Raw genomic sequence first — 14,727 nt, forward strand, 5'->3', positions numbered from 1 at the left:
ACGCCGTTCCGGCCGCCGACTCCACCCGCACCCTCATCCATGGTTTTGGCCCGCTACCGAAGAAAAGGCGCTGCCTGATGGCGACCGCCGCCTCGATCACCAGTCTCACGCCCGTGCCGGCCTCCGCCGACGAGGCCGAGGCCTGGGTGCGCGGCGAGCTGATCCGCAGCCTGATGCGCTCGGCGCGCGGCTCCTACCTCGTGTCGGGCACCTTGATGGTCGGCATGGCGGCGCTCAACTGGTCGGCGCTGCCGCGCTGGGAGGTGCTGACCTGGCTCACCGCCGGCCTGATCTCGATGGCCTGCCGGGCCTGGGCCGCGCGCGTGTACGCGGTGCGCTACGTCGGGCGCAGCGCGCTGGCGCAGCAGCAGTACGCCGACCGCTATGCCTTCGTCTGGACCGCCAGCGCCTTCGTCTGGGGCCTGTCGGTGCTGCTGTTCTTCGAGCGCGTGCCGCAGGTCAACCAGTTCATCAGCTGGCTGGTGATCGCGGGCGTCGCGACCTCGCCGCTCAACGGGCTGGCGCTGCACCCGCCGCTGCTCAAGCGCTTCGTCAACACGCTGTTCGCCACCGTGCTCGGCTCGGTGCTGGTGCGGCTGGTGGTCATCAACCTCGAGCATCCGCAGTTCCAGTACGGCTTCCTGCTGCCGATCCTGCCCACGCTGCACTGGTACCTGCTGCTGCGCGCCGGCCACCACATCCACGAGACCGCGCGCAACAGCCTGGAGCTGCTGTTCCACAACCACATCCTGATCAAGTCGCTGACCCAGCAGCGGCAGGCGGCGGTGGCGGCCGTGGCGATGAAGAACCGCTTCCTCGCGAGCGCCGCGCACGACATGCGCCAGCCGGTGCTGGCGCTGTCGCTGTACGCCGACTGGCTGCGCAACGAGCCCGAGCTGGTGCTCGAGCTGGCACCGAAGATCGTGCGCGCCACCCATGCGGTCAATGCGCTGTTCGACTCCATGTTCGACCTCGCGCGCATCGACTCGGGCCAGGTGCGGCTGCACATCGAGCGCGTGGACATCGCCGAGCTGCTGCAGGACCTCGAGCTGCAGTACCGCCCCGTGGCCGAGAGCAAGGGGCTCGATTTCCGCGTCCACGTGACCGAGGGCAGCTTCCTCACCGACCCGATCCGCGTGCGCCGCATGATCGGCAACCTGCTGGCCAATGCGATCAAGTACACGCCCGAGGGCGGCGTGCTGCTGGCCTCGCGCCGCACGCGGGAGGGCATGCGCGTCGAGGTCTGGGACACCGGCATCGGCATCGCGCCCGAGCACCTGCGCGACGTGTTCCTCGAGTTCTACAAGGTGGCCGACCATGCCGGCACCTCCGATGGCTTCGGCCTCGGCCTGGCGATCGTCGCGCGCCTGTCGCACGTGCTGGGCCACCCGGTCAGCGTGCGCTCGCGCCTGGGCAGCGGCAGCGTGTTCCGCGTGGCGCTGCACGATGCGGACGAGGCGGTGGCGCAGGCGCGGGTGAGCGCGGCGGTGGGCTGAGAGCCTCCGCCCCCAAAGAAAAAGCCGCGCACACGGCGCGGCTCCTTCACGACGCAGCGGCCGGCCTCAGCCCGACAGCAACCCGTTCGTGCGCGCGTAATGCAGCGCCTGCGTGCGGCTCTTCACGCCGAGGCGGCGGAACAGGCGCCACAGGTGCACCTTCACCGTGTGCTCGCTGATCTCGAGGTCGGTGGCGATGTCGCGGTTGCTCATGCCCTTGTCGAGCATCGCGATCAGCTGGGTCTGGCGCTTCGAGAGCTTGCTGTTGCTGGCCAGCGGCGGCTCGTCGGTTTCTTCCGAGCCGGCCATCAGCAGGCCGCGCAGGGCCGCCGCCAGCTCGGCCGAGCTGGCCGACTTCTCGATGTAGGTGTCGGCACCGGCCTCGATGCAGGCGTCTTCCATGTCGGCCGAGGGCGCCGCCGAATAGACGGCGATCGGCACGTTGGGATAGACCTGCTTGACGGCGATCACGCCCGAAACGCCGTTGGTGTCGGGCAACTTCAGGTCGAGACAGAAGAGCGTGGGCGCTCCGCGCTGCGCGACGGAACTCGCGAGCTTGTCGAGCCGTTCGAGCTCGACGATGTTCTCGGCCGGACGAAGGCGCCGCAGGACCATCACGATCGCGTCGCGCATCAGGGGGTGGTCGTCGATGACATATATGCTCATGTTTTCTTCCTTTGTGATCGCACCGTCTTCTCTCTTCTCGTCCACCGGCGGATGGGCCGGTGGCGGTTGCCGGATCAGCCGCCCTTGGTGGTGGCGGTGGCCTCCGACAGTGCCTCCAGCGCCTCGCTCGCGGCGCGCAATCCTTCATCCGTGGCGATCGGCTCGAGCCGATCCGCATAAGTCGCCAAGGCCGCGCCGCGCTGCTCCTGCAGCGCCGCGATGGTACGGCCGGCCTCCTGCGGCGAGGCGAATGCTCGGCTCTGCAGCAGGGTTTCGCCGCTCGCGTCGAGCAGCTTGAAATAGAACATCCCGTCGCGTTCGCGGTACTGCTTGAAGCCGGCCTTGCCGGCCCCCTTGCCGCCCTTGCGCGCCTTGGCGCCGTCGCCCGCGTCGGCCAGGTTGCGCAGGCCGACCGCGTGGCGCAGCCGCGTCATGAAGGGGCGCGACAGCGCGCGCGCCTTGTCGGCGCCGGCCAGCAGCGTGCGCTCGATCTGCGCCGGGTCGGCCATCAGCGCCTCGTAGCGCTCGCGCAGCGGCGCCACCTCGCGGTCGATGCGCTCGAACAGCACCTGCTTGGCGTCGCCCCAGGCGATGCCCTCGGCGTAGGACTTGCGCAGCGCTTCCGTTTCGTCGGCGCTCGCGAAGGCCTGGTAGATCTGGAACAGCGCCGAGCCCTCGGTCTCCTTGGGCTCGCCGGGCGCGCGCGAGTCGGTCACGATGCTCGCGATCTGCTTCTGCAGCTGGGCGCGCGGCGTGAACAGCGGGATCGTGTTGTTGTAGCTCTTGCTCATCTTGCGGCCGTCGAGGCCGGGCAGGGTGGCGACGGCCTCGTCGATCTCGGCGTCCGGCAGCGTGAAGTGGTCGCCGTAGAGGTGGTTGAAGCGCTGCGCCATGTCGCGCGCCATCTCGATGTGCTGCACCTGGTCGCGGCCCACGGGCACCTTGTGGGCGTTGAACATCAGGATGTCCGCGCCCATCAGCACCGGGTACATGAACAGGCCCGCCGTGACGTCGGCATCGACGTCCTCGCCCTTGGCCGTGTTCTTGTCGACCTGGGCCTTGTAGGCATGGGCGCGGTTGAGCACGCCCTTGCCGGTGACGCAGGTCAGGAACCAGGTGAGCTCGGGGATCTCGCCGATGTCGGACTGGCGGTAGAAGGTGACGCGCTCGGGATCGAGCCCGCAGGCCAGCCAGCTGGCGGCGATCTCCAGGGTGGAGCGCTGGATCTTCGCGGGCTCCTGCACCTTGATGAGGGCGTGGTAGTCGGCCAGGAAGAAGTAGCTCTCGACGCCGGGTGCGACGCTCTGGCGCACCGAATGGCGGATCGAGCCGACGTAGTTGCCGAGATGGGGCGTGCCGGAGGGCGTGATGCCGGTGAGGACGCGCAGTGGGGAAGGGGAGGACGAAGCCATGGTCGGAACTGGAAACTAACGCAACATCAACGCAACAGGGCCTGCAGCGGCCCGATCAGCAGATCGAGCACCTCGTAGCCCACGCTCATCAGCGGCATCAGCCAGAACCTGCTGACGATGCCCGCGAGCACCAGGCCCATCACGATGAAGAAACCATAGGGCTCGATGCGAGCGAGGAAATTCTGCGCCGGCCCGTTGGGCAGCAGCCCGGCCAGCACGCGGCCGCCGTCGAGCGGTGGCAGCGGGAAGAGGTTGAAGGCCCACATCACGAGGTTGACCAGCACGCCGCCCTGCGCCATCTTGACGAAGAAGGGCTCCTGCACGCCCACGCCGACGAGCACCGCCCAGACCACGGCCCAGAGGATCGCCTGGATGAAGTTCGAGGCCGGACCGGCCAGGGCCACCCAGACCATGTCGCGCTTGGGATGGCGCAGCCGGCCGAAATTGACCGGCACCGGCTTGGCATAGCCGAACAGGAAGGCGCCCGAGGTCGCGAAGTAGAGCATCAGCGGCATCAGGATGGTCCCGATGGGGTCGATGTGCTTCATCGGGTTGAGCGTGACGCGGCCCATGACCGCCGCCGTGTTGTCGCCGAGGTAGCGCGCCACGTAGCCGTGCGCGGCTTCGTGCACGGTGATCGCGAAGATCACGGGCAGCGCATAGATCAGGACCGTCTGTATCAGATTGGAGATATCCACTGCGAGATTGTGTCAGACGGAACAAGGGGAAAACGAAGGCCGCATCACAGCCCCAGCACGGAGAGCGCCCCGCGGCCCTGGCGCACCACCACCGGATCGTCGCCGCTGCCCATGGGCGTGAGGTCGACCACGGTGGTCGGTTGGGAGGGGCAGGCGCCGGCGTCGATCACGCCCGCGATCTGCTTCTCGAAGCGCTCGCGGATGATCTCGGCGTCGTTGAGCGCCTCGGTCTCGCCGGGTGCGATCAGCGTGGTGGCCAAAAGCGGCGCGCCATGCAGCGCCAGCAGCTCGAGCAGCACCTTGTGGTCGGGCACGCGCAGGCCGATGGTCTTGCGCTGCGGATGGCTCACGCGCCGCGGCACTTCCTTGGTGGCCTCGAGCAGGAAGGTGTAGGGGCCGGGCGTGGCGGCCTTCAGCAGGCGGTACTGCTTGTTGTCCACGCGCGCGTAGTTCGCGAGCTCGCTGAGGTCGCGGCAGATCAGGGTCAGGTGGTGCTTGTCGTCGACCTGGCGGATGCGGCGCAGCTGGTCGACCGCGTCCTTGTCGTCGAGGTGGCAGGCCAGCGCGTAGCTGGAGTCGGTGGGCACGGCGACGATCTCGCCGCGCTGCAGCAGCGCCACGGCCTGCTTGAGCAGGCGCTGCTGGGGGTTCTCGGGGTGGACTTCGAAGTACTGGGCCATGAAAAACGCTCCTGATCAGGATTCCGCCGGTTCGATCGGCACGCGGCGCTCGCGCACGGTGAGCCAGGCACCGGCCGCGCCGCAGACCGCGATCATCGCCATGCCGACCAGCGACACGACATCGGGCACGTGGGAGAACATCAGCCAGCCGCCGAGCATCGCGAACGCGATCTGCGCATAGAGGTAGGGCGTGAGGGTGGAGGCTGGCGCGCGCTGGTAGGCGAGGATCAGCATGAAGTGTCCCACCGTGCCCATCAGGCCCATGAGGCACAGCAGCGCCCACCAGTGCCACGAGGGCAGCGCGGTCCAGGCGAAGGGCACGGCCAGCGAGGCCAGCAGCGTGCCGACCCAGCCGGTGTAGAAGTGCATGGTCAGCGGGTTCTCGGTCTGCGCGAGCTTGCTCGTGAGCACCTGGAACCAGGCGTTGGTCATCACCAGGCCGATCGGCAGCAGGATGGCCCAGCTGAAGGCGCCGCCGCCGGGCCGCAGGATGACCAGCGTGCCCGCGAAGCCGCCCGCCACCAGCGTCCAGCGCAACGGCGAGACCTGCTCCTTGAGCGTGGTGGCCGCCAGCAGCGTGATCACCAGCGGCGCGATCAGCACGATCGAGGTGAACTCGGCCAGCGGCATGTAGCGCAGGCTCATGAAGGCGAACAGGCTCGAGCCCAGCAGCAGCGCCCCGCGCAGCGCCTGGTAGCGCGGATGGGCGGTGCGCAGCAGCGCGGTGCCGCGCAGCGGCAGCAGCACGGCGGTGGTGGCCACGGCCTGGAAGGCATAGCGGAACCACACGCCCATCAGGATCGGCACGCTCGCGGTCGAGATCTTGGTGGCGGTGTCGAGCGTGGCGAAGCAGGCCACGGCCAGCACGACGAGGCCGATGCCGGCCAGGATGCGTTCGGACTCGCGGCTGGAGGCGGCCTGGGCCGCGGCGCGGGCCAGGGCCAGCGCTTGGGTTGCGGCGCTCTCGGTCGCGGTCCCGGGCTGTTGGCTCACGCTAGGTCTGGATTCGGTGGCCGAGCAGTTCCCATACCGGCGTGAGCGAAGCATGCAGCGGCGGCAGCTTGCCGAGGTCGCAGTGGCTTTCGTCGGGACTGTGGAAATCGCTGCCGCGCGAGGCGGCGAAACCGAACTCGAGCGCCTTGTCGGCGTACTCGACGTACTCGGCCGGGGTGTGGCTGCCGGTGACGACCTCGATGGCCTGTCCGCCGTGCGCCTTGAACTCGAGGAATAGCGCGTACTCCTCGTTGGCGCTGAACTTGTAGCGGCCCGGGTGCGCGATCACGGCCAGGCCCTTGGCCGAGGTGATCCAGTGCACTGCATCCTTGAGCGTGGCCCAGCGGTGCGGCACGTAGCCGGGCTTGCCCTCGGTGAGGTACTTGCGGAACACCTCGGGCGTGTCGCGGCAGTGGCCCTGCTCGACCAGGAAGCGCGCGAAGTGGGTGCGCGAGATCAGCTCGGGGTTGCCGACGAACTTGAGCGCGCCTTCGTAGGCGCCGTGGATGCCGACCTTGGCCAGCCCCTCGGACATTTCCTGCGCGCGCTTGCCGCGGCCGCCGCGGGTGTCGTACAGGCCCTGGGTCATGGCGGCGTCGTCGGGGTCGAAGCCCAGGCCGACGATGTGCACGGTCTCGCCCGCGAAGGTGACCGAGATCTCGGTGCCGGTGAGGTAGCGCATGCCGTTCTCGCGCGCGGCGGCGGCGGCGCGGTGCTGGCCACCGATCTCGTCGTGGTCGGTCAGCGCCCACAGGTCGACGCCATTGCTGGCGGCGCGCACGGCGAGTTCTTCGGGCGTCAGTGTGCCGTCGGACACCACGGAGTGGCAGTGCAGGTCGGCATTGAGAATGGAGGACACCGGTCGATTCTAGGCGCTCCGGCCTGTCGACACGGTCGCATGGGTGCTCGTATTTGCTACTAGATAAATAGCATTAACCGCAGCGGTGGAGCGGCTCAGCGCTTCTTCCTGAAAGCGGCCCAGGCGGCCACCGCGGTGAAGGTGGCGACGATCGCCACCACGATCCAGAAGCCGTGCTTGTGCTCGGCCAGCGGGATGCCGCCGACGTTCATGCCGAACAGGCCGGCCAGGATGTTGATCGGCAGCGCCAGCACCGTGACCACCGTCAGCACGAACAGGCTGCGGTTGTTGTCCTCGTTGACGTTGGCGGCGATCTCCTCCTGGAGCAGCTTGATGCGTTCCTGCAGCGCCTGCATGTCGCGCAGCACCACCGAGAACTCCTCGGTCGCGCCGCGCAGCTCCTGCGTGTCGTCCTCGGCCATCCAGCCCGGCGGGCGCTGCAGCAGCCGGAACAGCGCCGCTGGCTCGGGCGCCAGCAGCCGCTGCAGCCGCACCAGCAGCCGGCGCATCACGCCCAGGCGGGCGCGCTTGTGGTCGAGCCGGCCGGCCAGCAGTTCGTCCTCGATGCGGTCGACGCGGCCCGTCACGCCGCGCACGATCTTCACCAGCACGTCGGCCTGCGCCCGCAGCAGGTGCTCGAGCAGCTCGGTGCTCGAGCCCGGCGCGTCGCCGGCCTTGACCGCGGTGCGCAGCGCGTCGACCGAGCGCAGCGGCTTGCTGCGCGCCGTCACGACCAGCCGCGCGCCGACCGCGATCCACAGCGTCGAGATGTCCGAGGGCTCGAAGCTGAACTCGAAGTGCACGTCGTTGATGACCGCGATCAGCGCATCGTCGGCGCGCTCGATGCGCGTGGAGGGCAGGCCGTCGTGCAGCGTCTCGTAGAAGGTGTCCGACAGCCGCGCGTGGCGCCGCAGCCAGCGCTCGGCCTGCGCGTGACTCAGGTTGAAGTGCAGCCAGGCGTAGGGGCCCTCGAAGGGCGCGCCCGCGAACTCTTCTTCGGGCGGCAGGGCATCGAGCCAGGCCGCGGCCTGGCTCGAGTCGATCTCGCGCGAGGCCTCGGGGCCCGACGCGCCCGGGTCGAACAGGTAGCCGCAGATCAGCCCGGCTTCGTCGCCGCCATACGAATTGGCGGCCAGGTCATGGAGTGCCGGCAAGGTGCGCGATGCTTCAGAACAGGTGCGTGAAGAACCAGTACAGACCGCCCGACAGCAGCATCGCCGCCGGCAGCGTCAGCACCCAGGCCAGCGCGAGGTTGCGCAGCGTCGACATCTGCAGCCCCGAGCCGCTCGCGGTCATGGTGCCCGCCACGCCCGAGGACAGCACGTGCGTGGTCGAGACCGGCAGGCCGTACATGTCGGCCGCGCCGATGGTCACCATCGCCACCACCTCGGCCGAGGCGCCCTGGGCATAGCTCAGGTGGGTCTTGCCGATCTTCTCGCCCACGGTCACCACGATGCGCTTCCAGCCGATCATGGTGCCAAGTCCCAGCGCGATCGCCACCGCCACCTTCACCCACAACGGGATGAAGCGGGTGGCGTCGTCGAGTTCCTGGCGCAGCGCGCCGACGCGGGCCTTGGTGTCGGCGTCGAAGCGCGCGGCGCCGCTCTTGTCGAGGTGGCGGATCGCCTCGGAGGTCAGGTACATGTCGTTGCGCACGTTGGCCACCGCGTCGGCCGGCAGGCGGGCCAGCGAGCCGTGCTGCCTGACCTGCTGCGCGATGCTGCCGGTGACAGAGGCCAGCGCGGGCACCACCGTGTCGTTGAACTCGCGGGTGCGCACGTAGGTCGCGAGCGAGTCGCGCGCGGCCGCCGGCTGCAGCGCGGGCAGCGAGGTCGGAAGGCTGCGCTGCATCGCGCCCTGCGCCACCTCGGCCACGGCCACGAACTTCACCGTCTGGTCGGCCGGCATGGCGCGGTTGAGCGCATAGGCCATCGGCACCGTGCCCACCAGGATCAGCATGATCAGGCCCATGCCCTTCTGGCCGTCGTTGGAGCCGTGCGCGAACGAGACGCCGGTGCAGGTCAGGATCAGCAGGCCGCGGATCCACCACGGCGGCGGCTCGCTGCCCTTGGGTTCTTCATAGAGCGCGCGGTTCTTCACGAAGGCGCGCAGCGCCAGCAGCAGCAGCGCGGCGCAGCCGAAGCCCACCAGCGGCGACAGCAGGAGCGAATAGCCGACCTTGGTGGCCTGCGCCCAGTCCACCCCGCTGGTGCCGTCGCGCCCGTGCATCAGCGCGTTGGCCACGCCCACGCCGATGATCGAGCCGATCAGCGTGTGCGAGGAGGAGGCCGGCAGCCCCAGCCACCAGGTGCCGAGGTTCCAGATGATGGCGGCGATCAGCAGCGCGAACACCATCGCGAAGCCCGCGCCCGAGCCCACCTGCAGGATCAGCTCCACCGGCAGCAGCGCGATGATGCCGAAGGCCACCGCGCCGCTGGAGACCAGCACGCCCAGGAAATTGAAGAAGCCCGACCACACGACCGCGAAGTTCGGCGGCAGCGAGTGGGTGTAGATCACGGTCGCCACCGCGTTGGCGGTGTCGTGGAAGCCGTTGACGAACTCGAAGCCCAGCGCGATCAGCAGCGCCACGCCCAGCAGGATGTAGGGCACCCAGGTGGTCATGGGCGCGCCGGAGTCGGACACGTCGCTCACCAGGCTCCAGGCCGTGTAGAGCAGGCCGACGGCCAGCAGGCCGACGAAAGTGATCAGGGCGACCGGACCGGGCCGGGCGTCGAGCTTCGGGCGGTGGGCTGCGGACCCTGCCGGCGCGGCCGGCATGTCCGTATTCGGGGCGGCGAGCGTGTTCATGGAAGCGTTCTGAAGTGTTGTAGTGGGGAGAAATGGTGTTCGCGCCGTGTGACAACGGCGTGTCGGCCTACAGGTTTCGGCCGCGAAACCGTCACGCCGGCGTCATCTGGTCCATGCAGCATGGTTTTCCCCGATCCCGCCACTCTTGCCCCTTCACCATGCCGACGAGCGCCCTTCCCGACCACGAAGAACTGATGCAGCGCATCGCCCGAGACCTCATCGACAGCTACGACGAGGAGCTCGAGCTGGAGATCGAGGACCGCAACGTCGACGGCCTCGACGGCGAGCCCGCCGGCACGAACGGCGCGTCCGACAAGGCGGCCCGCCAAGCCTATTTCAAGGAGCTGTTCCGCCTGCAGGGCGAACTGGTGAAGCTGCAGGACTGGGTCCAGCACAGCAAGCAGAAGGTCGTGATCCTGTTCGAGGGCCGCGACGCGGCCGGCAAGGGCGGCGTCATCAAGCGCATCACCCAGCGGCTGAACCCGCGCGTGGCCCGCGTGGCTGCGCTGCCGGCGCCCAACGATCGCGAACGCACCCAGTGGTACTTCCAGCGCTATGTGGCGCACCTGCCGGCCGCCGGCGAGATGGTGCTGTTCGACCGCAGCTGGTACAACCGCGCCGGCGTCGAGCGCGTGATGGGCTTCTGCACCGACGACGAGTACGAGGAGTTCTTCCGCACCGTGCCCGAGTTCGAGAAGATGCTCGTGCGCTCGGGCATCAAGCTCATCAAGTACTGGTTCTCCATCACCGACGACGAGCAGCACATGCGCTTCCTCGGCCGCATCCACGATCCGCTCAAGCAGTGGAAGCTCAGCCCGATGGACCTCGAGAGCCGCCGCCGCTGGGAGGAATACACCAAGGCCAAGGAAACGATGCTGGAACGCACCCACATCCCCGAGGCGCCGTGGTGGGTGGTGCAGGCGGTCGACAAGAAGAAGGCGCGCCTGAACTGCATCAGCCACCTGCTGGGCCAGTTGCCCTACGAGATGGTGCCGCATGCACCGGTGGAGCTGCCGGCCCGCGTGCGCCATGCCGATTACCTGCGCCAGCCCGTCCCGGCCAGCATGATCGTTCCCGAGGTCTACTGATCTCCCAGGGGCAGCGGGCGATCGCTGTCCCGTCGCGGCGCCATGCGTCACACTGCGCCATGGCCCGCCGCTCCACCGCTTCCGTCTTCGCCCGCGCCTACGAGCGCAACCTGAAGGCGCTCACGAAGCTCACGCTGCGCAACAGCAAGCGCGTGGCCGGCCAGGTCACGCGCGCCGCGGCGAAGCAGATGAAGCCGCCGCCGGGCCGCGGCGACTGGCTCTCGGGCATGGCGCTGGGCCCGGCCGGCGCGCGCCGCTACCACCTGTTCCGCCCCGCCGAACTGCAGCTCGCGCCCGGCGAACGCCTGCCGCTGATGGTGATGCTGCATGGCTGCGGCCAGACCGGGCGCGACTTCGCGATCTCCACGCGCATGAACGCGCTCGCGGTGCGGCACCGCTTCCTGGTGCTCTACCCCGAGCAGGACCGCATCGCCCATCCGCAGGGCTGCTGGAACTGGTACGAGCGCCGCTCGGGCAAGGCCGACGCCGAGGCCGCCACGCTGATGGCGGCCGTCGACCAGGTCTGCATGCTCTATCCGGCCGACCGCGAGCGCGTGGCCGTGGCCGGCCTCTCGGCCGGTGCCAGCATGGCGGCGCTGCTGGCCACGCGCTACCCGGCGCGCTTTCGTGCCGTCGCCATGCACTCGGGCGTGGCGCCGGGCGCCGCGCGCTCCTCCGCCACGGCCATCGGCGCGATGCGCGGCCGCAACGTGCCGCCGATGCCCGTCACCGCGGTCGGCAAGGCGATCGGCGCGGCGGCCGTGTTCGCGACCCTGCCGCCGATGCTGGTGCTGCACGGCGATGGCGACGCGGTGGTGGCGCCGAGCAATGCGCGCCACAGCGCCGAGGTCTGGGCCGCCGCCGTCGGCGCCGTGGCCGGCCCCGTGCGTGCCGTGAAGCGCGGGAAACGCCTGCCGATGCGCCTGACCGACTACCGGCGCCGCGGCCGCGCGCTCGTCGTGCTGTGCGAGATCGCCCAGCTCGGCCATGCCTGGAGCGGCGGTGCCGCGCGCGGGCTGTTCAGCGATCCGGCCGGGCCGGATGCCACGCGCATGGTGTGGGCCTTCGCGGCGGCGCAGTTCAAGGCGGTGGCGAAGGGCTGACCGGTTCGGCGCTCGACTGCGCCGGCACCCGACAGCATCAGCGCCCGCCGGGCGCGGGGAGCGCCGACAGCTTCGCTGCCACCTGCTGGCAGGCCACGATCATGTCGCGGACGATGCGCTCGTCCACGTTCAGGTCGCCCTCGTACTCGCCGAGGTTGCGGATCTCGTGGCCCTTGGCCAGCACGCGCCAGACCTCGGGGCCCAGCGACAGCGTGTGGGGCAGCACCTGGAAGACGATGAAGCGGTTGCCCGAGCGGTAGCCATGCCAGCGCAAGGCGGCGAGGCACAGGGCGTGGGCCGCGTTGTAGACGAGGTCGAAGCGGCCCTCGAGCGAGAGCTGCGCGACCTGCGCATCCTTCAGGCGGGCATGGCCCGAACGCAGCAAGCCCGCGAACTCGCGCGCATCGGGCGCCTCGGCCGCGAGCGGCTTCGAAGGGCCGCAGAGGTTGTCAAGCGGGGAGGGCATGCGCGTCGCCGAGCACCCAGAGCTTGGGCTGAGCCATCACGCGCGTGGCGAAGGATTCGCCGTCCTTGAGCTTTCGCATCAGTTCCTTCCTCGTGAACAGGGTCGGGTTCACTGTACGGCCGAGCCGTGCGGAGACGGCATCGAGCGCGAGAAAGAGATCCGGATAGGCAAGCTCGTCACTGATCAGCAGCAGGTCGATGTCGCTCGCGGCCGTGTCGCTCTTCTTGGCCACGGAGCCGTACACGAACGCGGCCTCGATCCTGTCGGCCACGGGCTGCAGCGCCTCGCGCAGCGGGCCCGCGAGCCCGAAGGTCTTGCGCACGATGCTGCTCAGTTCCTCGTGGATCGGCGATTGCGCATTGGCCTGGTAGTGCTTCTGATTGCCCACGCGCGACATCGTGAGCAGCCCGCTGTCGGTCAGTTGCTTGAGCTCGCGCTGCACGGCGCCCGAGCCCGCGCCGGTAAGCTTGATCAATTCGGTGAAGAAGAAGCTCCGGTCCGGCTGGCCGAAAAGGCAGCCCAGCACGCGCTGCTGGGTGGTCGTGAACAGGGCGTCGGCGAGTCCGACGGGTGCTTCGAGCTGCTTCGGCATCGGCGATTTACCCATTTTGGGCATTTTATTACCCAAAATGGGCTTTTCATGTTTGTGTCCCCAAGAGCCGCCATGACCCACGACCTCCAATCGCTCACGCTCGCCCTGCGCGACTTCGCCCGCGAGCGCCACTGGGAACCCTTCCACTCCCCCAAGAACCTCGCCGCCGCGCTCTCGGTCGAGGCCGCCGAGCTGCTCGAGCATTTCCAGTGGCTCACCGAGGCCCAGAGCCGCGAGCTGCCGGCCGACAAGCGCGCCGAGGTCGGCACCGAGATCGCCGACGTGCTGCTCTACCTGCTGCAATTGGCCGACCAGCTCGGCATCGATCCCGTCGAGGCCGCGCGCAGCAAGATGGTCGCGAACGCGCGCAAGTACCCGGCGCCGTAGCGCCGTTGACGCGGCCTGAGTACCTCCGTGTACGCCACCCGGCGTATTTCTCCTTCCTGGTGCATTCCGCAGACTCCCTCCCATCGCTCGGCACCGCGCCGGCGAACAGGTTCAACCCACCGGAGCAGGAGTCCACATGCAACGTCGTTTCACCCTCAAGGCGCTCACCGCCGCCGTCGCGCTGGCCAGCATCTCCGCTGTGCCCGCATTCGCCGCCGACACCATCAAGGTCGGCGTGCTGCACTCGCTGTCGGGCACGATGGCCATCTCGGAAACCGTGTTGAAGGACACGGTGCTGATGGCCATCGACGACATCAACGCCAAGGGCGGCGTGCTCGGCAAGAAGCTCGAGCCCGTGGTGGTCGACCCGGCCTCGAACTGGCCGCTGTTCGCCGAGAAGACCAAGCAGCTGCTCGGCCAGGACAAGGTCTCGGTGATCTTCGGCTGCTGGACCTCGGTGTCGCGCAAGTCGGTGCTGCCGGTGGTCGAGGAAATGAACGGCCTGCTGTTCTACCCGGTGCAGTACGAGGGTGAAGAGCTCTCGAAGAACGTGTTCTACACGGGCGCCGCGCCCAACCAGCAGGCGATTCCGGCCGTCGACTACCTGATGAGCAAGGAAGGCGGCGCCGCCAAGCGCTGGGTGCTGCTGGGCACCGACTACGTCTACCCGCGCACCACCAACAAGATCCTGCGCGCCTACCTCAAGAGCAAGGGCGTGAAGGACACCGACATCGACGAGAAGTACACGCCCTTCGGCCACAGCGACTACCAGACCATCGTCGCCGACATCAAGAAGTTCTCGGCCGGCGGCAAGACGGCCGTGGTGTCGACCATCAACGGCGACTCCAACGTGCCCTTCTACAAGGAACTCGGCAACGCCGGCTTGAAGGCCAAGGACGTGCCGGTGGTGGCCTTCTCGGTCGGCGAGGAAGAACTGCGCGGCGTGGACACCAAGCCGCTGGTCGGCCACCTGGCCGCGTGGAACTACTTCATGTCGATCAAGAACCCGACCAACACCGCCTTCATCAAGCAGTGGAGCGACTACGCCAAGGCCAAGAACATCGCCGGCCACAAGGACAAGCCGCTGACCAACGACCCGATGGAAGCCACCTGGATCGGCATCCACATGTGGAAGCAGGCGGTCGAGAAGGCCAAGTCGACCGACACCGACAAGGTGATCGCCGCCATGGCCGGCCAGACCTTCACCGCGCCCTCGGGCATCGTCTCGAAGATGGACGAGAAGAACCACCACCTGCACAAGAGCGTGTTCATCGGCGAGATCAAGGCCGACGGCCAGTTCAACGTGGTGTGGAAGACGCCGGGCCCGGTCAAGGCCAAGCCGTGGAGCCCGTACATCGAAGGCAACGACAAGAAGCCCGACTATCCGGCCGGCAAGTCGATGTAAGTGCGTTCCTCCCTCCCCCGCCCGGGGGAGGGCCTTTCCTACTTCCGCTTCAAGATGCTTCGACGAACCCTCCA

15 protein-coding genes are annotated in these 14,727 nt (G+C 68.7%); 5 read left to right on the plus strand and 10 right to left on the minus strand.

Annotated features, from left to right (window positions below; all coding sequences use genetic code 11):
- Nucleotides 1-77 precede the first annotated feature (77 nt).
- Nucleotides 78-1,496, plus strand: coding sequence for a surface-behavior sensor histidine kinase ShkS (shkS, locus tag ACEN9J_RS27280; protein WP_057594426.1), 1,419 nt, complete (start codon nucleotides 78-80; stop codon nucleotides 1,494-1,496).
- Between the two features lie 66 nt (nucleotides 1,497-1,562).
- Here shkS and ACEN9J_RS27285 read toward each other — a convergent pair whose 3' ends face one another.
- The 8 genes from ACEN9J_RS27285 to ACEN9J_RS27320 form a co-directional block, all read right to left on the minus strand.
- Nucleotides 1,563-2,162, minus strand: a complete 600-nt coding sequence (locus tag ACEN9J_RS27285; RefSeq protein WP_057594424.1) for a LuxR C-terminal-related transcriptional regulator — start codon at nucleotides 2,160-2,162, stop codon at nucleotides 1,563-1,565.
- A 74-nt stretch (nucleotides 2,163-2,236) separates the two neighbouring features.
- The gene (locus ACEN9J_RS27290; RefSeq protein WP_296728658.1) at nucleotides 2,237-3,574 is read right to left on the minus strand and encodes a tryptophan--tRNA ligase; all 1,338 of its coding nucleotides are present in this window, start codon (nucleotides 3,572-3,574) and stop codon (nucleotides 2,237-2,239) included.
- 26 nt (nucleotides 3,575-3,600) lie between these two features.
- Entirely contained in the window at nucleotides 3,601-4,272 is a 672-nt protein-coding gene (locus ACEN9J_RS27295) for a site-2 protease family protein (protein WP_057594422.1), read from the minus strand.
- Between the two features lie 44 nt (nucleotides 4,273-4,316).
- Nucleotides 4,317-4,952: an L-threonylcarbamoyladenylate synthase gene (locus ACEN9J_RS27300; protein ID WP_413762553.1), complete on the minus strand. Its 636-nt coding sequence runs from the start codon at nucleotides 4,950-4,952 to the stop codon at nucleotides 4,317-4,319.
- A 15-nt stretch (nucleotides 4,953-4,967) separates the two neighbouring features.
- The gene (locus tag ACEN9J_RS27305; RefSeq protein WP_261210712.1) at nucleotides 4,968-5,945 is read right to left on the minus strand and encodes a DMT family transporter; all 978 of its coding nucleotides are present in this window, start codon (nucleotides 5,943-5,945) and stop codon (nucleotides 4,968-4,970) included.
- A 1-nt stretch (nucleotide 5,946) separates the two neighbouring features.
- Nucleotides 5,947-6,804 carry a 3',5'-nucleoside bisphosphate phosphatase gene (locus ACEN9J_RS27310; RefSeq protein ID WP_413762554.1) on the minus strand — a complete coding sequence of 286 codons (858 nt, stop codon included), beginning with the start codon at nucleotides 6,802-6,804 and terminating at the stop codon, nucleotides 5,947-5,949.
- Nucleotides 6,805-6,899: 95 nt separating this feature from the next.
- Nucleotides 6,900-7,958 carry a transporter gene (locus tag ACEN9J_RS27315; protein WP_413762555.1) on the minus strand — a complete coding sequence of 353 codons (1,059 nt, stop codon included), beginning with the start codon at nucleotides 7,956-7,958 and terminating at the stop codon, nucleotides 6,900-6,902.
- A 13-nt stretch (nucleotides 7,959-7,971) separates the two neighbouring features.
- Nucleotides 7,972-9,612, minus strand: a complete 1,641-nt coding sequence (locus tag ACEN9J_RS27320; RefSeq protein ID WP_413762556.1) for an inorganic phosphate transporter — start codon at nucleotides 9,610-9,612, stop codon at nucleotides 7,972-7,974.
- 158 nt (nucleotides 9,613-9,770) lie between these two features.
- On the opposite strand from ACEN9J_RS27320, the gene ppk2 reads away from it, so the two are divergent.
- On the plus strand, nucleotides 9,771-10,700 hold the full coding sequence (gene ppk2 / locus ACEN9J_RS27325) for a polyphosphate kinase 2 (RefSeq protein ID WP_057594416.1): 930 nt from the start codon (nucleotides 9,771-9,773) through the stop codon (nucleotides 10,698-10,700).
- Between the two features lie 59 nt (nucleotides 10,701-10,759).
- Nucleotides 10,760-11,803, plus strand: a complete 1,044-nt coding sequence (locus tag ACEN9J_RS27330; protein ID WP_413762557.1) for an alpha/beta hydrolase family esterase — start codon at nucleotides 10,760-10,762, stop codon at nucleotides 11,801-11,803.
- 37 nt (nucleotides 11,804-11,840) lie between these two features.
- Here ACEN9J_RS27330 and ACEN9J_RS27335 read toward each other — a convergent pair whose 3' ends face one another.
- Both ACEN9J_RS27335 and ACEN9J_RS27340 read right to left on the minus strand, forming a co-directional pair.
- Nucleotides 11,841-12,269, minus strand: a complete 429-nt coding sequence (locus ACEN9J_RS27335) for a hypothetical protein (protein ID WP_413762558.1) — start codon at nucleotides 12,267-12,269, stop codon at nucleotides 11,841-11,843.
- Nucleotides 12,253-12,876, minus strand: coding sequence for a transcriptional regulator (locus ACEN9J_RS27340; RefSeq protein WP_177239239.1), 624 nt, complete (start codon nucleotides 12,874-12,876; stop codon nucleotides 12,253-12,255). The genes ACEN9J_RS27335 and ACEN9J_RS27340 overlap by 17 nt, the downstream gene beginning before the upstream one ends.
- Before the next feature lie 57 nt (nucleotides 12,877-12,933).
- Here ACEN9J_RS27340 and ACEN9J_RS27345 point away from each other — a divergent pair, with 57 nt between their 5' ends.
- Together ACEN9J_RS27345 and urtA are read left to right on the plus strand one after the other, a co-directional pair.
- Entirely contained in the window at nucleotides 12,934-13,248 is a 315-nt protein-coding gene (locus ACEN9J_RS27345) for a nucleotide pyrophosphohydrolase (protein ID WP_057594413.1), read from the plus strand.
- A 136-nt stretch (nucleotides 13,249-13,384) separates the two neighbouring features.
- Nucleotides 13,385-14,653, plus strand: a complete 1,269-nt coding sequence (gene urtA, locus ACEN9J_RS27350; protein WP_057594412.1) for an urea ABC transporter substrate-binding protein — start codon at nucleotides 13,385-13,387, stop codon at nucleotides 14,651-14,653.
- Nucleotides 14,654-14,727: the final 74 nt, after the last annotated feature.

The organism is Variovorax sp. Varisp41, assembly GCF_047325085.1.
GTDB lineage: Bacteria > Pseudomonadota > Gammaproteobacteria > Burkholderiales > Burkholderiaceae_C > Variovorax.

Coding starts and splice junctions, on each gene's coding strand:
- shkS (WP_057594426.1), top strand. CDS start 78: ATGGCGACCGCCGCCTCGATCACCAGTCTCACGCCCGTGCCGGCCTCC.
- ACEN9J_RS27285 (WP_057594424.1), bottom strand. CDS start 2,162: ATGAGCATATATGTCATCGACGACCACCCCCTGATGCGCGACGCGATC.
- ACEN9J_RS27290 (WP_296728658.1), bottom strand. CDS start 3,574: ATGGCTTCGTCCTCCCCTTCCCCACTGCGCGTCCTCACCGGCATCACG.
- ACEN9J_RS27300 (WP_413762553.1), bottom strand. CDS start 4,952: ATGGCCCAGTACTTCGAAGTCCACCCCGAGAACCCCCAGCAGCGCCTG.
- ACEN9J_RS27320 (WP_413762556.1), bottom strand. CDS start 9,612: ATGAACACGCTCGCCGCCCCGAATACGGACATGCCGGCCGCGCCGGCA.
- ppk2 (WP_057594416.1), top strand. CDS start 9,771: ATGCCGACGAGCGCCCTTCCCGACCACGAAGAACTGATGCAGCGCATC.
- ACEN9J_RS27330 (WP_413762557.1), top strand. CDS start 10,760: ATGGCCCGCCGCTCCACCGCTTCCGTCTTCGCCCGCGCCTACGAGCGC.
- ACEN9J_RS27335 (WP_413762558.1), bottom strand. CDS start 12,269: ATGCCCTCCCCGCTTGACAACCTCTGCGGCCCTTCGAAGCCGCTCGCG.
- ACEN9J_RS27340 (WP_177239239.1), bottom strand. CDS start 12,876: ATGGGTAAATCGCCGATGCCGAAGCAGCTCGAAGCACCCGTCGGACTC.
- ACEN9J_RS27345 (WP_057594413.1), top strand. CDS start 12,934: ATGACCCACGACCTCCAATCGCTCACGCTCGCCCTGCGCGACTTCGCC.
- urtA (WP_057594412.1), top strand. CDS start 13,385: ATGCAACGTCGTTTCACCCTCAAGGCGCTCACCGCCGCCGTCGCGCTG.